Source organism: Kitasatospora sp. NPDC032757, from assembly GCF_055579305.1.
Map to the genome: position 1 here is coordinate 62,167 of NZ_JBVINN010000033.1, position 17,467 is coordinate 79,633.

15 protein-coding genes and 1 riboswitch are annotated in these 17,467 nt (G+C 73.4%); of the genes, 7 read left to right on the forward strand and 8 right to left on the reverse strand.

All coding sequences use genetic code 11. From position 1 onward, the window contains the following. Positions 1–129: 129 nt before the first annotated feature. On the reverse strand, positions 130–1,389 hold the full coding sequence (locus tag ACZ5WK_RS29155) for an MFS transporter (protein WP_465551666.1): 1,260 nt from the start codon (positions 1,387–1,389) through the stop codon (positions 130–132). 195 nt (positions 1,390–1,584) lie between these two features. Here ACZ5WK_RS29155 and ACZ5WK_RS29160 point away from each other — a divergent pair, with 195 nt between their 5' ends. After that, a complete protein-coding gene (locus ACZ5WK_RS29160) occupies positions 1,585–2,304 on the forward strand; it encodes a DUF2470 domain-containing protein (RefSeq protein WP_465551668.1) in 720 nt (239 codons plus the stop codon). Between the two features lie 389 nt (positions 2,305–2,693). Here the strand turns inward: ACZ5WK_RS29160 and ACZ5WK_RS29165 are convergent, their stop codons facing one another. After that, the gene (locus ACZ5WK_RS29165) at positions 2,694–3,761 is read right to left on the reverse strand and encodes a M23 family metallopeptidase (RefSeq protein WP_465551670.1); all 1,068 of its coding nucleotides are present in this window, start codon (positions 3,759–3,761) and stop codon (positions 2,694–2,696) included. Positions 3,762–3,764: 3 nt separating this feature from the next. Further along, positions 3,765–3,924, reverse strand: a riboswitch (cyclic di-AMP (ydaO/yuaA leader). Positions 3,925–4,235: 311 nt separating this feature from the next. Here ACZ5WK_RS29165 and ACZ5WK_RS29170 point away from each other — a divergent pair. Beyond that, positions 4,236–5,774 (forward strand): MFS transporter, encoded by a 1,539-nt coding sequence (locus ACZ5WK_RS29170; protein ID WP_465551672.1) that lies wholly within the window; start codon positions 4,236–4,238, stop codon positions 5,772–5,774. 58 nt (positions 5,775–5,832) lie between these two features. Here ACZ5WK_RS29170 and purB read toward each other — a convergent pair whose 3' ends face one another. From purB to ACZ5WK_RS29190, 4 genes are all read right to left on the reverse strand, one after another. Next, on the reverse strand, positions 5,833–7,263 hold the full coding sequence (gene purB, locus ACZ5WK_RS29175; protein ID WP_465551674.1) for an adenylosuccinate lyase: 1,431 nt from the start codon (positions 7,261–7,263) through the stop codon (positions 5,833–5,835). Between the two features lie 292 nt (positions 7,264–7,555). Then, entirely contained in the window at positions 7,556–8,011 is a 456-nt protein-coding gene (locus ACZ5WK_RS29180) for a MarR family winged helix-turn-helix transcriptional regulator (protein ID WP_396322569.1), read from the reverse strand. 83 nt (positions 8,012–8,094) lie between these two features. Next, entirely contained in the window at positions 8,095–8,514 is a 420-nt protein-coding gene (locus tag ACZ5WK_RS29185) for a DUF3037 domain-containing protein (RefSeq protein ID WP_465551677.1), read from the reverse strand. Beyond that, entirely contained in the window at positions 8,511–9,266 is a 756-nt protein-coding gene (locus ACZ5WK_RS29190; RefSeq protein WP_465551679.1) for a HipA family kinase, read from the reverse strand. Before ACZ5WK_RS29190 ends, ACZ5WK_RS29185 begins: the two co-directional genes overlap by 4 nt. Before the next feature lie 301 nt (positions 9,267–9,567). Here ACZ5WK_RS29190 and ACZ5WK_RS29195 point away from each other — a divergent pair, with 301 nt between their 5' ends. Beyond that, positions 9,568–10,926 (forward strand): NAD(P)/FAD-dependent oxidoreductase, encoded by a 1,359-nt coding sequence (locus ACZ5WK_RS29195; protein ID WP_465551681.1) that lies wholly within the window; start codon positions 9,568–9,570, stop codon positions 10,924–10,926. 142 nt (positions 10,927–11,068) lie between these two features. Here the strand turns inward: ACZ5WK_RS29195 and ACZ5WK_RS29200 are convergent, their stop codons facing one another. Both ACZ5WK_RS29200 and ACZ5WK_RS29205 read right to left on the reverse strand, forming a co-directional pair. Beyond that, entirely contained in the window at positions 11,069–12,277 is a 1,209-nt protein-coding gene (locus ACZ5WK_RS29200; RefSeq protein WP_465551683.1) for a GDSL-type esterase/lipase family protein, read from the reverse strand. Between the two features lie 156 nt (positions 12,278–12,433). Further along, a complete protein-coding gene (locus ACZ5WK_RS29205) occupies positions 12,434–13,771 on the reverse strand; it encodes an aminotransferase class I/II-fold pyridoxal phosphate-dependent enzyme (RefSeq protein ID WP_465551685.1) in 1,338 nt (445 codons plus the stop codon). Positions 13,772–13,805: 34 nt separating this feature from the next. Here ACZ5WK_RS29205 and ACZ5WK_RS29210 point away from each other — a divergent pair, with 34 nt between their 5' ends. From ACZ5WK_RS29210 to ACZ5WK_RS29225, 4 genes are all read left to right on the forward strand, one after another. Beyond that, the gene (locus tag ACZ5WK_RS29210; RefSeq protein WP_465551687.1) at positions 13,806–14,468 is read left to right on the forward strand and encodes a pyridoxamine 5'-phosphate oxidase family protein; all 663 of its coding nucleotides are present in this window, start codon (positions 13,806–13,808) and stop codon (positions 14,466–14,468) included. 13 nt (positions 14,469–14,481) lie between these two features. Continuing rightward, positions 14,482–15,114, forward strand: a complete 633-nt coding sequence (locus tag ACZ5WK_RS29215) for an FMN-binding negative transcriptional regulator (RefSeq protein ID WP_396322576.1) — start codon at positions 14,482–14,484, stop codon at positions 15,112–15,114. 118 nt (positions 15,115–15,232) lie between these two features. After that, positions 15,233–16,645: a sugar porter family MFS transporter gene (locus ACZ5WK_RS29220; RefSeq protein ID WP_465551689.1), complete on the forward strand. Its 1,413-nt coding sequence runs from the start codon at positions 15,233–15,235 to the stop codon at positions 16,643–16,645. Between the two features lie 64 nt (positions 16,646–16,709). After that, on the forward strand, positions 16,710–17,411 hold the full coding sequence (locus ACZ5WK_RS29225; RefSeq protein WP_465551691.1) for a dienelactone hydrolase family protein: 702 nt from the start codon (positions 16,710–16,712) through the stop codon (positions 17,409–17,411). The last annotated feature ends 56 nt before the right edge of the window (positions 17,412–17,467 follow it).

Consider the following 17,467-nt stretch of genomic DNA (forward strand, 5'->3'; position numbering starts at 1 on the left):
ACCGTCCGGGCCCTTCCGCACCACCCACCGGAGCACCCCTCACCGGACCACCCGGTCACGGGTCACGGGTCACCCGGGCCACGGGTCAGCGCTCACGGGCCACCCCACGCCGTGCTACCACGCACCGGATCACCGCCCCGCGGTGACCGTCTCCTCGGCCGCCGTGCCCCCGCGCGCCACGACCTTGCCACCAACGCCGAGACCGACGCCGCCGGTGTCCACGCCGCCGGCCCCGCCGCGGCCGCCGGCCCTGCGCTCCAGCGCACCGGAGAACAGCGCGATGCCCAGGGCGAGGGCGGCCATCAGTCCGCCCACCCAGTTCGGCGCGTCGTAGCCGAGCCCGGCCGAGATCACCAGCCCGCCGAGCCAGGCGGCGAGCGCGTTGCCCAGGTTGAAGGCCGCGATGTTGGCGGCCGAGGCCAGCGTGGGCGCGCCCGCGGCCTGGTCCATCACCCGCTTCTGCAACGGCGCGACGGTCGCGAAGCCGAAGACCCCGATCAGCGGGATGGCCGCGATCGCGCCCACTTTGCTGTGCGCGGCGAAGGTGAAGGCGAAGAGCAGCACCGCCAGCACCGCGAGGATCACGTACAGGCTGCGCATCAGTGCGCGGTCGGCGAACCAGCCGCCGAGCAGGTTGCCGACGAAGAGGCCGACGCCGAACAGGAAGAGCAGCCAGGTGACGCTGGAGTCGGCGAAGCCCGCCATCTCGGTCATCATCGGCGTGATGTAGGTGAACATCGCGAAGATGCCACCCCAGCCGAGCACCGTCATGCCGAGCGCGAGCCAGATCTGCGGCTTGCGGAAGACGGCCAGCTCGGGGCCGAGCCGGGTGTCCGCGGCGCGTGGCTGGACGGGCACCAGCGCGGCGATCCCGGTGAAGCCGATCACACCGAGCGCCGCGACGACGTAGAAGGTGGAGCGCCAGCCGAAGTGCTGGCCGAGAAGGGTGCCCATCGGGACGCCGAGCACGTTGGCGGCGGTGAGCCCGGTGAACATCAGGGCGATGGCGCCGGCCCGCTTGTGCGGGGCGACCAGGTCGGCGGCGACCACCGAACCGATGCCGAAGAAGGCGCCGTGCGCGAAGGCCGCGAGCACCCGGCCGACGAGCAGCAGCCCGAAGGCGGGGGCGACGGCGGAGACCAGGTTGCCGGCGATGAACAGGCCCATCAGCATCAGCAGCATCCCCTTGCGGGGAATGCGCGTGCCGAGGACGGTGAGCAGCGGCCCGCCGACCACCACGCCGAGCGCGTAGCCGGAGATGAGCAGGCCGGCGGTGGGGATGGAGACCGAGAAGTCGCCGGCGACCTCGGGCAGCAGGCCCATGATCACGAACTCGGTGGTACCGATGCCGAAGGCACTGATCGCCAGCGCCAGGAGCGCGAGGGGCATGAGGGAACCGCTTTCCGGAGCAGACAGAGAACGTTGTGCGTGCAACTACCAGCGTCGACAATACGACCGCTCGCCTGATACTTGCAAGCGCGGCCTATACCCGCATGCACATTCAACCCACAGTCGCCCCGGCCATCTTGCCCCCGTCCGGCAAACTCATTAGGTTAGGCTTACCTAACTCATCCGGAGGTCGTCATGAGCCCCAGCCCCACCGACGTCGAGGTGTCCGAGCCCACCGCCGCCGAACGGGTCTGCAGCCTGCTCGGCGCCACCTCCTCGGTGGTGGTCCGCGCCTGCGGCGAGCATCACGACCTCGACACCCCGGTCGCGGTGCACGGCTCCCGGCTGCGCCTGAGCGCACCGCTCGACTCGCCGCTCACCCTCGCCGTGACCCGCGAACCGGACGGTCTCGCCGTCGTCCTGGACCTCACCGATGTCGCCCCGGTCGCCGTGCGCGACCGGGTCCGCGGCCGCCTCACCCTCGCCGGCCGGCTCCACCTCGCCCACCTCGCCGACGACGGCATCAGCGTCCACCTCCGCCTGGACGTCGCCCACGCCGTCCTCGCCACCCCGTACGGCACCAGTGCGCTCACCGGCGCCAATCTCGCCCTCGCCGCGCCCGACCCGCTCGCCCCGTACGAGGCCGGCCTGCTCACCCACCTCGCCGACGACCACCGCGACGCGCTCGCCGTGCTCACCCGGCTGATCGACCCCCGACTCCTCGCCGGCCGCCCGGAGATCCGCCCCCTCGCGCTCGACCGGTACGGCCTGGTGCTCCGCCTCGACCACCCGCACGGCCACCGCGACGTCCGCCTGGTCTTCCCCGAACCGGCCCGCGACGCCGACGAGTTCGGCCACCGGGTGCACCAGCTGCTGACCGCCGCCCACAGCGGACTGCCCGCCCACCGGTTCTGACCGGGCGGGCGGGCATCGCGAACCGGCGTACGGGCCGACCCGGGCCCCCGGCACCGGGCCGGAAGCCGGACCCGCCACCGAACGCCACCGGACCGCCCCCCGGCCGAGAACCGGGGCGTGAAGCGCGTCGAGAACCCGGTCGAGAACCGAGCGGCGAGACCCGAGCGAGGCGGCGTGAACCGGGTCGAGCATCGGTCGAGGAAGCTCCCCGGAAAACGACAACGGCCGGCCCGGCCCGCGAAGTAGCTTCGCGAGCCGGGCCGGCCTGGGCGTGTCCCGCGCCCGTTGTTCCGCCGGTGGTGCGGCGATCACCCGGTCGAGCGGTCACCCGACATGACCATCCCGGGAGGTCGTACGCCCCGCACCCTGCGGTGGTCTCTGCCCGAAGGTCAGATGGAGACGCCGTGCGCCCGCAGGTAGGCGATCGGGTCGATGTCCGAGCCGTACTCCGAGCCGGTGCGGATCTCGAAGTGCAGGTGCGGGCCGGTCACGTTGCCGGTCGCACCGGAGAGGCCGATCTGCTGGCCGGCGGTGACGGTCTGACCGATCTTCACGCCGATCGAGGACAGGTGCGCGTACTGGGCGTACTTGCCGTCGGCGAGCTTGATCTCGACCTCGTTGCCGTAGGCGCCGCCGTTGCCGGCCTTCACCACGGTGCCGGCCGCGATGGCGCGCAGCGGGGTGCCGGTGGAGGCGACGAAGTCGGCACCGGTGTGGTGGCCGGAGGCCCACATCGAGCCGGCCACGCCGTAGGCGGTGCCGAGCTTCGGGTTGGCGACGGGGGCGACGTAGCCGGAGGTGCTGGCCACCGCGGCCGGGGCCGGGGTGGTGGCCGGGGCGGCCGGCTTGGCGGCGGCGGGCGCCGGCTTGACGGCCGGGGCCTGCGCGGGCTTGACGGCCGGGGCCTGCGCGGGCTTGGCGGCCTGGACCGGCTTCGGGGCGGCGGCGTGGGCGGCCGGCTTCGCCGAGTCCTGCGAGGCGGGCTTGGCGGGGGCGGCCGGCTTGGCGGCCTCGGCGGCGGCCGGAGCGGCGGCGGCCTTGGCGCCCAGCGCGAGCTTCTGGCCCGGGAAGATCAGGTTCGGGTTGGAGCCGACGACCGAGCGGTTGTGGTCGTACAGCGCCTGCCAGCCACCGTCGACGTGCTTGGCGTTGGCGATCTTCGACAGGGTGTCCCCGCCGACGACCTTGTAGCTCTCCTCGACCGGGGCGGCGGCCGGCTTGGCGGCCTCGGCGGCAGCCGGAGCGGCGGCGGCCGGAGCAGCGGCGGCCGGAGCGGCGTCGACGCTGGTGGCGCCGGTCCAGGTGCTGGTCTGCGCGGGCTTCGCGGCCGGGGCGGTGTGGGCCTGGGCGCTGATCGTGGTCACCAGCGGAAGGGCGAACGCGGCGCCGGTGACGGCGGTGGCGATACCGATGCGGGCGGCGCGGGGCAGGGCGATACGACGAGCCTGTGCGGGCATGGGGAATTTCCTCTCCGACGCCTGCGAGGTGAGCTGTCGGGTTCGGGCTGGAGTTGCCCGGCCGCATGCGCGGCTTCACCCCAAGCCGGACCGTGAATTCCGGTCCGGCGACTTACCTTTGGGTCCCCCGCTCCTGCCGTACAGAGTTCAGTTCGTACCACCGGGCAGCGGCAGGACTAGGCGTTCCACCCGGTGGCCACCCGGGCCAACGCCGGGCGGTCGCTGAACTAAAGCCCATCCGATCGGGTGAAGCAATGTCGATCTCTTGAACGGGCAACAAAAGTCGGGATGACGGTGACACTCCGAATGATCGGCTGCACAGTACGTGCACAATCGATTCACCGCGCGCCACTGATCCACGACGCTCCGCCGATTTCGGTGTCCGTCCGCATGCGATCACCTACGGAAAGCCATTCACCGACACACCCCCGGTGACCCTTGTCACGTCGGCCCCCCGGGGCGGACGATCGGGCCGTGACCAACTCCGAGGCCGGCACCCTGCGCCTGGGCACCGCGCAGGGCCGCTGGGTACTACTGGCGACGGTGCTCGGCTCCAGCATGGCGATGCTCGACGGCACGGTCGTGAACGTCGCCCTGCCCCGGATCGGCACCGATCTCGGGGCCCCGCTCGCCGCACTGCAGTGGACTCTGAACGCCTATCTGCTCACCCTGGCCGGGCTGATCCTGCTCGGCGGCGCGCTCGGGGACCGCTACGGCCGGCGCCGGATCTTCCTGCTCGGCGTCATCTGGTTCGCCGTCGCCTCGGCGGCCTGCGCCGCCGCGCCCACCATCGAGGTGCTGATCGCCGCCCGCGCGGTCCAGGGCATCGGCGGGGCGCTGCTCACGCCCGGCTCGCTGGCGATGCTTCAGGCCGTCTACCACCCGGACGACCGCTCGACGGCGGTCGGCCTCTGGTCGGGCCTGGGCGGGGTGTCGGCCGCGGTCGGCCCCTTCGTCGGCGGCTGGCTGGTGGACGGCCCCGGCTGGCGGTGGATCTTCCTGCTGAACATTCCGCTGGCCGCGGTGGTCGTGGCCGTGGCGTCCCGGCACGTGCCGGAGAGCCGGGACGAGAGCGCGACCGGCCGGTTCGACGTGCTCGGCGCGGCGCTGGCCGCGCTGGCGCTCGGCTCCGTCACCTACGCCCTGACCGCGGCCGGCGACGGGCTGACCCCCGGGGTCTGGCTGACCGGCGCGGCCGGGCTGCTGCTGGGCGCGGCCTTCGTCGTGGTCGAGCGCCGCACCCCGGAGCCGATGCTGCCGCTCGGCCTCTTCTCCTCCCGGCTGTTCACCGCGGTGAACCTGGTCACCCTCTGCGTCTACGCCGCCTTCAGCGGGGTGTTCTTCCTGCTGGTCGTGCAGTTGCAGATCGTCTCGGGCTTCTCGCCGCTCGTCTCCGGGCTGGCCCTGGTGCCGATCACCGTGCTGATGCTGGCGCTCTCCGCCCGGGCCGGCCGGCTGGGCAAGCGGATCGGCCCACGGGTGCCGCTCACCGTGGGCCCGCTGATCTGCGCGGCCGGCGTGATGCTGATGCTGCGGATCGGCCCGGGGGCCTCGTACTGGACGGACGTGCTGCCGGCCGTCACCGTGATGGGCTGCGGGATGGTGCTGCTGGTGGCACCGCTGACCGCGACCGTGCTGGCGGCGGTGGAGGTCCGGCACGCGGGCATCGCCAGCGGCGTCAACAACGCCGCCGCCCGCGCGGCCGGCCTGCTCGCGGTCGCCGCGCTGCCCGCACTGGCCGGGCTCAGCGGCGACGCCTACCAGGTGCCCTCCTCCGTGGACTCCGCCTTCCGGACGGCGATGCTGATCTGCGCCGGGCTGCTGGTCACGGGCGGGCTCACCGCGTTCACGACCGTCCGGGGCAACGTCCTGGCCGGCGAGGACCACCCGGTGGCCGAGCCGGACTGCCACTACTCCTGCGCCACCAACGCCCCGCCGCTCGACCCGGGCCACCTCGCCGCCGGGGCGGACGCCCCGCGGGCCCCCGAAACGCCCGAGGGCCCCGCCACCTGACCGGTGGCGGAGCCCTCGTACGTCTGGGAAATCGTCAGGGAAATCGTCTGATAAACCGTCAGAGGATGTCGCCGGGCGCGTACTTGGCGGCCTCCGGGTAGGTGGCCGCAACGGCCTCGACCTGGCGGACGACCTCGGCGACCTGTGCACCAGCAGCGCCGGTGAAGGAGAGCCGGTCGGCCAGCAGCGCATCCAGCGCGGCCCGGTCCAGCGGCATCCGCTCGTCGGCGGCGAGCCGGTCCAGCAGCTCGTTCTCCCGGGCGCCGGCCCGCATCGCCAGCGCCGAGGCGACGGCGTGCTCCTTGATGACCTCGTGCCCGGTCTCGCGGCCGACGCCCGCGCGCACCGCGCCCATCAGCACCTTGGTGGTGGCCAGGAACGGCAGGTAGCGGTCGAGCTCGGCCTCGATCACGGCGGGGAAGGCACCGAACTCGTCGAGGACGGTCAGGAAGGTCTCCAGCAGACCGTCGAAGGCGAAGAACGCGTCCGGCAGCGCGACCCGGCGGACCACGGAGCAGGAGACGTCGCCCTCGTTCCACTGGTCGCCGCCCAGCTCGGCGGTCATCGACGCGTAGCCGCGCAGGATGACGGCCAGGCCGTTGACGCGCTCGCAGGAGCGGGTGTTCATCTTGTGCGGCATCGCGGAGGAGCCGACCTGGCCCTCCTTGAACCCCTCGGTGACCAGCTCGTGGCCGGCCATCAGGCGGATCGTCTTGGCCAGGCTGGACGGCGCGGCGGAGAGCTGGACGAGCGCGGTCAGCACCTCGAAGTCCAGCGAGCGCGGGTAGACCTGGCCGACGGAGGTGAGCACGTTGTCGAAGCCCAGGTGGCCGGCCACCCGGCTCTCCAGCTCGGCGAGCTTGTCGGTGTCGCCGCCGAGCAGGTCCAGCATGTCCTGGGCGGTGCCGACCGGGCCCTTGATCCCGCGCAGCGGGTAGCGGGCGATCAGCTCCTCCAGGCGGCGGAAGGCGACCAGCAGCTCGTCGGCGACGGTCGCGAAGCGCTTGCCCAGCGTGGTCGCCTGCGCGGCGACGTTGTGCGAGCGGCCGGCCATGACCAGCTCGGTGTACTGGGCGGAGAGCCGGCCCAGGCGCACCAGCACGGCGACCGTGCGGTCGCGCACGTGCGCCAGCGACTGGCGGATCTGGAGCTGCTCGACGTTCTCGGTCAGATCCCGGGAGGTCATGCCCTTGTGGATCTGCTCGTGGCCGGCGAGCTCGCTGAACTCCTCGATCCGGGCCTTCACGTCGTGGCGGGTGACCCGCTCACGGGCGGCGATCGAGCCGAGGTCGACCTGGTCGATCACCCGCTCGTAGTCGGCGACGGCGCCCGCGGGCACCTCGACGCCGAGGTCCTGCTGGGCCTTCAGGACGGCGAGCCACAGGTGGCGCTCGAGGACCACCTTGTGCTCGGGGGACCAGAGCTGGGCCAGGGTCGCCGAGGCGTACCGGGAGGCCAGGACATTGGGGATCTGGGGCTTCGCGCTCACGCTTCGCAAGCCTAACAGCCGAGGTCAGGCGGAACGCCGCCGGACCGGGTGGACGGCCGCGACGCGCGCACGGCTGCCTCCCGCGCCCCTGCCCGCCGGCAGCCCCGACGGCCAGGCCCGGCCGCAGCCGCATCGACGGCCACGCCGGGGCGGGCCGGAGCCAGTCGCCCGCCCCGGAGGCCAGCCCGTCCACCAGCGCCCCGAGCTCGCACTCCCGGATTCCCGGCCCCACACCGGGCCCCCGGGCCGCGCGGCCCAGGCTGCGCGACTCCGGGCCGCGCTGAGGCCCGGTCTACTGCGCGCCGGCGGCCCGGCCGGTCAGCACCGGCAGCACCTGGGAACAGATCGAGTGCAGCGACACCCGCTGCTCGTCCGTCATCGCCTCGAAGGCCTGGTGGGTGCGGCTCATCTCGGCGCGGATCAGGCCCAGGATCTCCCGGCCCTGCCCGGTGATCACGACGATCTTGACCCGCCGGTCACCGGCCGCCGCCTCACGGTTGGCCAGGCCCAGCGACTCCAGCCGGTCGACGATCCCGGTCACATTGGAGGCGTCACAGCCGAGCCGCCCGGCCAGCGCCCGCATCGGCACCGGCTCCTGCACCGCGCCGAGCGCCTTCGCCTGCGAGGAGGAGAGCCCGTGCCGGGCCGCCGCAGCAGCGAAGTCCTGGAAGTAGGCGGCGCCGACGGCGGCCAACGCCTCCATCAGCTCGGCGTTGGTCGGTACGGTCGTCGTCGCTGTCGAACCCATGGAGTCAGCGTACGGCCGAGTGCTTCAGCAACTCAAGCTTTGACCACGGCAAAGGTCCTCGGTCCGGCTGTCCGGGCCGTGCCTCAGAGCACCAACTGGTCGAAGAGCCGCCGCAGCTCGGCCTCCGGGTCCGCGGTCAGCCCGGTGTGCACCGGCCCCGGCTGGACGACCGCGCTGCGCGGCGCCGTCAGCCAGCGGAACCGCTGCCCGGGGCTGTCCGACGCCGCCGGGCCGGCCGGCGGCCCGCCCGCGCAGACCGCCTCGATCCCGTGCAACGCGCGCCGCACTCCGGCGACGTCCGCCACCGGGTCCAGCGCCAGCAGCCGGGCCTGGTCCAGGTGGGTCCGCGCCGCCAGGTGCGCGCTCTGCCGGCAGTACAGCAGCACGCCGACGTTGATGCACTCGCCACGCTCCACCCGGGGCACCGCCCGGACCACCGCGTACTCGTAGTCGTGCAGCTCGGCGACGGCCGGCAGGGCAGCCGGCAGCACGGGCTCGGTCATGCGGACACCTCCGGCAGCCAGTCGCGCGGACCGGCCAGTCGCTCGGTCAGCTGGGCGCGGTACGCGGCGCGCACCGCCTCGGGCGAGTCGAAGCCCGGTTCGTCCGCGAGCCAGACGTCGGGGATCTGCGCCACCGCCGCCTCGATCGCCGCCTCCGCGAGCGGGGCGAGCGCCTTGTCCGCCGCCACCAGGTCCGGTTCGGCCCGCAGCAGCGCATGGTCGGAGGCGTCGTAGGGACGGCGGACCCACCCGGCGGCGCCGGGCCAGTGGTGATGGAAGATCAGGCTGGCGCCGTGGTCGATCAGTCGCAGGCCGCCGGTGGCGACCAGCAGGTTGGGGTTGCGCCAGGAGCGGTCCACATTGCCGATCAGCGCGTCGAACCAGAGCACCTGCCCGGCCAGTCCGGCGTCCACGTCGAAGCAGACCGGGTCGAAGTTGAGCGCGCCGCTGACGAAGGCCATGCCCAGGTTGAGACCACCACTGGCGCGCATCTGGTCCTGGACCTGCTGGTCCGGCTCGCTGCGGGCGAGCACCGGATCGAGGTCGACGGTGACCAGCTCCGGCACCGGCAGGCCGAGCCGGCGGCCGAGCTCGCCCGCCAGCACCTCCGCCACCAGCGCCTTGCGGCCCTGCGCCGCGCCGACCCATTTCAGCGCGTACAGCCGCCGGTCGTCGGCCTCGACCAGGCCCGGCATCGAGCCGCCTTCTCGCAGTGGGGTCACATAACGGACCGCCGTCACCTCGGGGAGCACGCCGGACAGCCTATCGGGCATATGCACGGCCCGGGCTCTCCCAGCCCACCTCCGGCCACCGCGCCGCCCCACCGCCCGGAGGCCCCGAGCCCCGCACCGTCCGACCCGCACCGGCCGGACGCCCCGGACCGACCCGGACCGACCGGCCCGCCCCGACCCCACCCGACCCCCGAAGGCCCCACCACCCCCGTCTCCACCATCCGCGCCGCCCCGGTGGCACCCCGCCCTGCGCCGTGCGAGTGTGGCGGGCAGTAGTGGCCTCGGACCCAGCGCGGTACGACCTGCACTGTAAGGATGAGCGATGGAACGATCTCGGATCCTGATCGTGGGCGGCGGCTTCGCCGGACTGGAGTGCGCTCGCCGCCTCGAACGCAAGCTCTCGCCCTCCGAGGCGGAGATCTCGCTGGTCACGCCGTTCAGCTATCAGCTCTATCTTCCGCTGCTCCCGCACGTCGCGGCCGGGGTGCTCACCCCGCAGTCGGTCGCGGTCTCGCTCCGCCGGTCGCTGCGCCGTACCCACATCGTCCCGGGCGGCGCGATCGGCGTGGACCCGCGCTCCAAGGTCTGCGTGGTCCGCAAGATCACCGACGAGGTGGTCGCGCAGAAGTACGACTACCTGGTGCTCGCCCCCGGCAGCGTGACCCGCACCTTCGACATCCCGGGCCTCACCGACTACGCGCGCGGCATGAAGACGCTCGCCGAGGCGACCTACGTCCGCGACCACGTGATCGCCCAACTCGACCTCGCCTCGGCCACCCTGGACCAGAAGGAGCGCGAGTCGCGGCTCCAGTTCGTGGTGGTCGGCGGCGGCTACGCGGGCACCGAGACGGCCGCCTGCCTCCAGCGTCTGACGACCGCGGCCGCCCAGCGCTACCCGCGGCTGGACTCCCGGCAGATCAAGTGGCACCTGATCGACATCGCCCCGAAGCTGATGCCCGAACTGGGTGACGCCCTCGGCACCGCGGCCCTGGAGGTGCTGCGCGGGCGCGGCATCGACGTCTCGCTCGGCGTCTCGGTGGCCGAAGTCGGTGCCGAGTCGGTCAAGTTCACCGACGGCCGGGTGCTCCCCAGCCGCACCCTGATCTGGACGGCGGGGGTCGCGGCCAGCCCGCTGATCGCCACCCTGGACGCGGAGACCGTCCGCGGCCGGATCGCGGTGACCGCCGAGATGCGGGTCCCGCAGTTCGAGGGCGTCTTCGCGCTCGGCGACGCGGCCGCGGTACCGGACCTCGCCAAGGGTGACGGCGCGGTCTGCCCGCCGACCGCCCAGCACTCGGCCCGCCAGGGCAGGGCGGTGGCGAACAACGTGATCGCCGCGCTGCGCAACCAGCCTCTGGAGCCCTACTACCACAAGGACTTGGGCCTGGTGGTGGACCTCGGCGGCAAGGACGCGGTCTCCAAGCCGGTCGGTGTCGAGCTGCGCGGCGTCCCCGCCCAGCTGGTGGCACGCGGCTACCACCTGATGGCGATGCGCACCAATGCGGCCAAGTTCCGGGTCGGCGCCAACTGGCTGCTCAACGCCACCGCCGGCGACGACTTCGTCCGGACCGGCTTCCTGGCCCGCCAGCCCGCCCGGCTCCGCGACTTCGAGTACACCGACGCCTACTTGACGAAGGATCAGGTCCGGGCGCACGCCCAGGCCCTGCTGGCCAAGGGCTGACGGCCGCCGGACCCGCCCAGCCCCCCGGCCCCGGCCCTGACCCCGGCACGACCCGAGCACGACCCCAGCAACAACCCAGCAACAACCCAGCCGACCGGTGCCCCTGCCGATCCCGGCAGGGGCACCGGCCCGTCCCCGGCCGCTACTTCGCGGTCAGGTACATCCCGCTCGCGTCCTTCCCCGCGGTGTTGCGGCACGCGTAGTCACCGCTGGGCCGCGCGTACAGCAGGGTGAGGCACTGCCCGAGGGCCTGCTGCCCGTAGTAGTTCGGGTGCATCGACTCCTGGATGACGCCCTGCGAGGAGCTGAGCCCGCCGTCGACGAACCGCGCCCACTCGCTGGTGGTGGCGGACGGCGCCGTGGTCGAGGTCGCCTGGCGGGCGGACGTCGCACACACCTCACGCCCCTGCAGCATGTCGGCGAGGTCCAGGAACTGCGCGCCCTTCGCGGCGGCGACGCCTGCCAGCGCCCGGGAGATCTGCGGGACGAGCGAGTCCCGCGCCCAGTCGGCGTCCCCGTTCCAGAACGGGCAGCCGCCGGTGTCGGAGCGGCTCCAGCCGCTCTCGGGGTAGCGCATCTCGGCGCTGCGCGGGATCGGCGAGGGGTAGGACTGCAGCACGATCCGGTAGTCGCCCGACTTGTAGCCGGCGTTCGACATCACCGCCCGGATCTCGTCCAGCGCCTTGCCGACACCGGCCATCGCGGCGGGCATCCGGGAGTCGATCGCGGACTGCTGGTCGTCGTTGCAGTAGGAGTACCAGACGAGGTAGTCCGAGACGCAGGTGGTGATCACGTCGGCGAAGCCGAGGTCGTTGCCGCCGATCGAGAGGGTGATCAGCTTGACGTTGTACTGGCCGGCCACGGTGGCGAGTTGGTCGGCCTGCGGGGCCTCGCCCTTGAACGACTGGCCGCCGTTGGCGGCGCGGTAGACGTTGGCGGCGACGGCGCCGGAGCAGGCCAGGTTGATCTGGGTCTGCGCCACCGAGGGCGCACTGCGGACCTCGGCGACGTCCGAGCGGTCGCACCCGCTCGCCGCGGTCGCGCCGTACACCCGGCTCGGGTCGTACGCGCTGCCGGTCCAGGCCCGGTCGGTCCCGGCCCGGTTGCCGCTGGTGACAACGGAGTTGCCCTTCCAGCGGCCGGCCTCGCCGGAGATGTAGCTGTCGCCGAGGGTCACGCTGGCGGTCGTCCCCGTCCCGGCGGCGGCCCGGGCGGGTGCGGCGGCCACGGCCAGCAGGCCGGCCGCGCCGAGCGGGAGGGTGAGCCCGGCGGCGAGCAGCCGGCGGGCGAATCGGGTCAGTCGGGTGGTGCGGGTGGTTCTGCGAGTGATGCTCGAACAGCTTTCGGGCACGGCGGAACTCCTGCGGTCGGTCTCGCCCGCGCTGTGGGGGCGGGGAGACGCGTAGGTGAGGGCGGGCCGCCGGCCGGTGGCGCGATGAACATGACACGCCCGCACTTGTTACCGCTAGGTATCTGCACCAGGTTTCTCGCTGTGTTACCGGTCGGTTCAGATCGGTCGCGAGACGGCACCGTCCGTTCCCAGCACGGCCGCCAGGTCGTCGGCCAGCCGCCGCGCGTCGGCGGGGTCCAGCTCCGCGACGGTGATCCGCAGGCCGGGCGGGGAGTCCAGGCGGAAGCGCGCGCCGGGCGCCGCGACCCAGCCACGCTGCACCAGTGCAGCCAGCACGGTGGTCTCGTCCGGCACCGGCACCCAGACGTTGAGCCCGCTCGCACCGTGCGCCTCGATGCCGCGCGCGGCCAGCTCGCCGAGCAGTGCGCCACGCCGGGCCCCGTAGGCGGCGGCCACCCGCGAGACCGGCGCGGCGTCGGTGCGCCACAGTTCGGCGACGGTGCACTGCAGCAGGTGGCTGACCCAGCCGGCGCCGAGCCGCTGGCGGCCCAGCACCCGCCCGATGGTCTCCGCGTCCCCGACCGCGACCGAGAGCCGCAGGTCCGGCCCGTACGCCTTGGCCGCCGAGCGCACCACCGCCCAGTGCTCCGACCCGGCGCCGGCCAGCGGATGGTACGGCTGGTCGACGATGCCGTGGCCGTGGTCGTCCTCGATCAGCAGGACGCCGGGGTGCTCGGCCAGCACGGCGCGCAGCTCCCGCGCCCGCTCGGCGGTGAGCACGGCGCCGGTCGGGTTCTGCGCCCGGCTGGTGACGACCACCGCGCGGGCGCCGTCCGCCAGCACCCGGGCGAGCGCGTCGGGCAGCGGGCCGTCGTCGTCCAGCCGCACCGGGGCGGCGCGCAGCCCGAGTGCCGGCAGCAGGTCCAACAGGCTCCCCCAGCCCGGGTCCTCGACCGCGACGACGTCGCCGGGGCGCAGCCGGGTGGCGAGGATCCGTTCGATGGTGTCGAGCGAGCCGGAGGCGATGGCGACCGGCCCGGCGGGCAGGCCGTCTGCGCGGAAGCCCTCGGAGGCCAGTGCGAGCAGTCCGGGGTCGGCGGAGGCGCGGCCGTAGCGCACCGGGTCGCGGCGGGCGGCCTCGGCGGCCGCGGCGAGGGCCGGGGTGAGGTCGGGCAGCTGCGCCGGGTCGGGGTTGCCGTTGGAGAGGTCCCGGGCGTGCGGCGGGACGGGCATCCGGATCTGGTCGCGCGGGGTGGTCGCGGGCCGCGGGCGGATCCGACTGCCCTTGCGGCCGGCGGTCTCGATGACGCCCCGGTCGCGGAGGAGCCGGTAGGCGGCGGCGACGGTGTTGGGGTTGACGCCGAGTTCGGCGGCCAGGTCGCGCAGCGGGGGCAGCGGGGTGCCGGGCGCGAGTCGTCCGGCACTGACGCCCTGTTCGACGTCGGCCGCGATTTCGCTGGCGCGCCGCCCCTTGATCGGATAGTCTCCTAGCACAAAAGAGATTATGCACTAGTACATAGAGGTTGTCATGTCAGGCAGCGCTGCGTCCTACTCCCGCACCCCGCGCACCACCCCGACCCGCTACAAGGACCGCGCGACCTGGGAGCAGGACGCGATTCACGCCATTCTGGACAGCGGCTACCTCTGCCACCTCGGATTCATAGCCGACGGCGCCCCCGTCGTGCTTCCGACCATCTACGCCCGGGTCGGCGACCGCCTGTACGTCCACGGCTCCACCGGCAGCCGGCCACTGCGCGGCGCCAAGGGCGACGAGGGGCTTCCGGTCTGCGTCACCGTCACCCTGGTCGACGGCCTGGTGCTGACCAAGTCCGCGTTCAACCACTCGATCAACTTCCGCTCGGTGGTCGCCCACGGCACCGCCCACCAGGTGACCGACCCCGAGGAGCTGTCGGTCGCACTGGACGCGCTGGTCGACCAGACCGTCCCCGGCCGCTCCGCCGAGGTCCGCCCGGCCAACGCCAGGGAGCTGGCCGCCACCGCCGTCATCCGCCTCGTCCTGGACGAGGTCTCCGCCAAGACCCGGGCCGACGGCGCCGACGACGACGAGGAGGACCGCGGCCTCCCGCACTGGGCCGGTGTGGTGCCGGTGACCACGGTCTACGGCACGCCCGAGCCGCACGAGTCCACCACCGTGCCGCTCCCCGCGCACCTGCGCGACTTCACCGGGTGACGGGGGCCCGGCGATGCTGATCAGGTCCTGGGACCGGGGCGACGAGGCCGAGTGGCAGGCCTGGCTCGCCGAGGGGCGCGACTTCGGTCTGCTCGCCGCCAACGGCCGCGCCGGCGAGGGCCCGGTGCTGGTCCCCACCCACTTCCTGCTGGACGCGGAGGCCGGCGAGATCCTGCTCCACCTCGCCGCGCCCAACCCCCTGCTCGCCGCCGTCCGCGCCGACCCCGCGGTCACCCTGGCGGTGACCGACGACTACGCCTTCGCCCCCGGTCACTGGCGCGGCGAGCCGGGCACGCCGACCAGCTACTACGCCTCGGTGCACTTCCACTGCACGGCCTCGGTCGTCGAGGACGCGGCCGGCAAGGCGGAGATCCTCAACCGGCAGCTGGCGCACTTCCAGCCGGAGACGCCGGACACCCGGGTCGCCCCCGGCGAGCGCCCGTTCGGCCCGCTCCTTCCGGGTCTGCGCGGGCTGCGGCTGGCGGTCCGCGAGGTGCGGGCCAAGTTCAAGTACGACGACAAGAAGCCCGCCGACGAGCAGTACGCCCTCGCGGACCGGCTCGCCGAGCGCGGGCACGGCCTGGACGCGGGCGTCCGCGCCCAGCTGCTCCGGCGCAACGCCCGCCGTACGGGGTCGCGACACTGACGCAAAGTCACCCGTTCGGGCCCCGGTGCCGGGCGGGCCACCGCGGCCGCTGATCGAATGTGAGGCGAGTCCTGCCCATTCGGCCGTGCCGGCGGGCCCGTCCACTCGGGGAGCGTGCGTGTCCACAACCCACACCCATCCGGCCGCCGGTGAGGCGCACCTCGGGCACGTCGTCTTCATCTCCGCGGCCGCCGCGATGGGCGGCTTCCTGTTCGGCTACGACAGCGCGGTGATCAACGGCGCGGTGACCGGCATCCAGAAGCACTTCGGGGTGGGCAACGGCGAGACGGCCTTCGTGGTGGCCATCGCGCTGCTCGGCTCGGCGGCCGGCGCGGTGGCCGCCGGCCGGCTCGCCGACCACCTGGGCCGGGTCCGGACCATGCTGCTGGCCGCCGTGCTGTTCGCGATCAGCGGCATCGGCTCGATGTTCCCGCCGACCATCCAGGTGCTGGCCACCTGGCGGGTGGTCGGCGGGGTCGCGATCGGCATCGCCTCGGTCATCGCGCCGACCTACATCGCCGAGGTCGCGCCGACCGCCTACCGCGGCCGGCTCGCCTCCTTCCAGCAGATGGCGATCGTGCTCGGCATCACCGTCTCGCAGCTCGCCAACTGGGCGCTCAACCAGGCCGCCGGCGGCGAGTCCACCGGCCACCTCGGCGGCATCCAGGCCTGGCAGTGGATGCTCGGCGTGGAGACCATCCCGGCCCTGGTCTACGGGCTGATGGCGCTGGCGATCCCGGAGTCCCCGCGCTACCTGATCGCCGACCACCGCGAGGCGCAGGCCCGCGAGGTGCTGCTGGATGTGGAGGGCGAGGGGGTGGACCTCGACGCCCGGGTCGCCGAGATCCGCGCCGTGCTGGAGTCCACGCACAAGCCGCGCGCCAAGGACCTGCTGGGCGGCCGGTTCGGGCTGCTGCCGATCGTCTGGGTCGGGATCGGCGCCTCGGTGTTCCAGCAGTTCGTCGGCATCAACGTGATCTTCTACTACTCCTCGTTCCTCTGGCAGTCCGTCGGCATCAACGAGGCCGACTCGCTGCTGATCAGCCTCTCCACCTCGATCGTCAACGTGATCGGCACGGTGGTCGCGATGGTGCTGGTCGACCGGATCGGCCGCAAGCCGCTCGCGCTGGCCGGCTCGGCCGGCATGGCGCTCTCGCTGGGCACCGCCGCCTGGGCGTTCTCCTACCGGCAAGGCACCGGTGACACCGCCACCCTGGACAACGCCCACGCCACCGTCGCCCTGGTCGCCGCGCACGTCTTCGTGTTCTGCTTCGCCTTCTCCTGGGGCGTGGTGGTCTGGGTCCTGCTCGGCGAGATGTTCCCCAACCGGATCCGGGCGCTCGCCCTGTCCGTGGCCGCCTCGGCCCAGTGGATCGCCAACTGGGCGATCACCGTCAGCTTCCCCGACCTCGCCGACTGGAACTTGTCGGCGACGTACGTGATCTACGCGGTCTTCGCGCTGCTCTCCATCCCCTTCGTGGTCTTCTGCATCAAGGAGACCAAGGGCCGCGCCCTGGAGGAGATGGGCTGAGCCCGCCGTCCGCGGCACCGCCGTCCACGCCGCCGCGCGCGGCCCGTCCCACCGAGAGGAAGCCATGCCTGAGCAGGGCGGCTCCCGGCAGAACGTCACCTTCCGCAGCAACGGCCGCGAGGCCCACGGCTACCTGGCCCGGCCGCCGCAGGGCGTCGGCCCCGGGCTGGTGGTGGTCCAGGAGTGGTGGGGCCTCACCTCGCACGTCGCGGCGATGGCGGACCGCTTCGCCGCCGAGGGCTTCACCGTCCTCGCGCCGGACCTGTTCGGCGGTACGACCACCCACGACGCCGCCGAGGCCGCCCGGCTCAAACGCGAACTCCCGGTCGGGCAGGCCGTGGTGGACCTGCGCGGCGCGGTCGGCTTCCTGCTCGGGCTGGACGGCGTGGTCGGCGACGCCGTCGGCGTGGTCGGCTTCTGCATGGGCGGCGGCTTCGCCCTGCTGCTGGCCGCCGCCGAGGGCGACCGGGTGGCCGCGGCGGTCCCGTTCTACGGGCTGCCGCCCGACCCGGACTTCGACTACCGCGGCCTGACCGCCCACGTCCTCGGCCACTACGCCGAGCACGACCGCTCGATCCCGGTGGCCGCCGTGGACGAGGCGGCGATCCGGATCGGCGAGGCCACCGACGTCCGCCCGGAGATCCACTTCTATCCGGCCGGGCACGCCTTCATGAACGACGAGAACCTGCTCGGCACCCATGACGCGCTCCAGGCCCGGATCGCCTGGCGGCGGACGCTCAGCTTCCTCTGGGGCCATCTCGGCTGACGGAGGCCGTAAGGGCCGAAACGCGCTGGACAGCTGACAGTTCCCCGGCCATAGTC

Excerpts from the sequence above, each read along its gene's own strand:
- ACZ5WK_RS29225 (WP_465551691.1), top strand. The coding sequence starts at position 16,710 with ATGCCTGAGCAGGGCGGCTCCCGGCAGAACGTCACCTTCCGCAGCAAC.
- ACZ5WK_RS29155 (WP_465551666.1), bottom strand. The coding sequence starts at position 1,389 with ATGCCCCTCGCGCTCCTGGCGCTGGCGATCAGTGCCTTCGGCATCGGT.
- ACZ5WK_RS29160 (WP_465551668.1), top strand. The coding sequence starts at position 1,585 with ATGAGCCCCAGCCCCACCGACGTCGAGGTGTCCGAGCCCACCGCCGCC.
- ACZ5WK_RS29210 (WP_465551687.1), top strand. The coding sequence starts at position 13,806 with ATGTCAGGCAGCGCTGCGTCCTACTCCCGCACCCCGCGCACCACCCCG.
- ACZ5WK_RS29165 (WP_465551670.1), bottom strand. The coding sequence starts at position 3,761 with ATGCCCGCACAGGCTCGTCGTATCGCCCTGCCCCGCGCCGCCCGCATC.
- ACZ5WK_RS29195 (WP_465551681.1), top strand. The coding sequence starts at position 9,568 with ATGGAACGATCTCGGATCCTGATCGTGGGCGGCGGCTTCGCCGGACTG.
- ACZ5WK_RS29185 (WP_465551677.1), bottom strand. The coding sequence starts at position 8,514 with ATGACCGAGCCCGTGCTGCCGGCTGCCCTGCCGGCCGTCGCCGAGCTG.
- ACZ5WK_RS29180 (WP_396322569.1), bottom strand. The coding sequence starts at position 8,011 with ATGGGTTCGACAGCGACGACGACCGTACCGACCAACGCCGAGCTGATG.
- ACZ5WK_RS29215 (WP_396322576.1), top strand. The coding sequence starts at position 14,482 with ATGCTGATCAGGTCCTGGGACCGGGGCGACGAGGCCGAGTGGCAGGCC.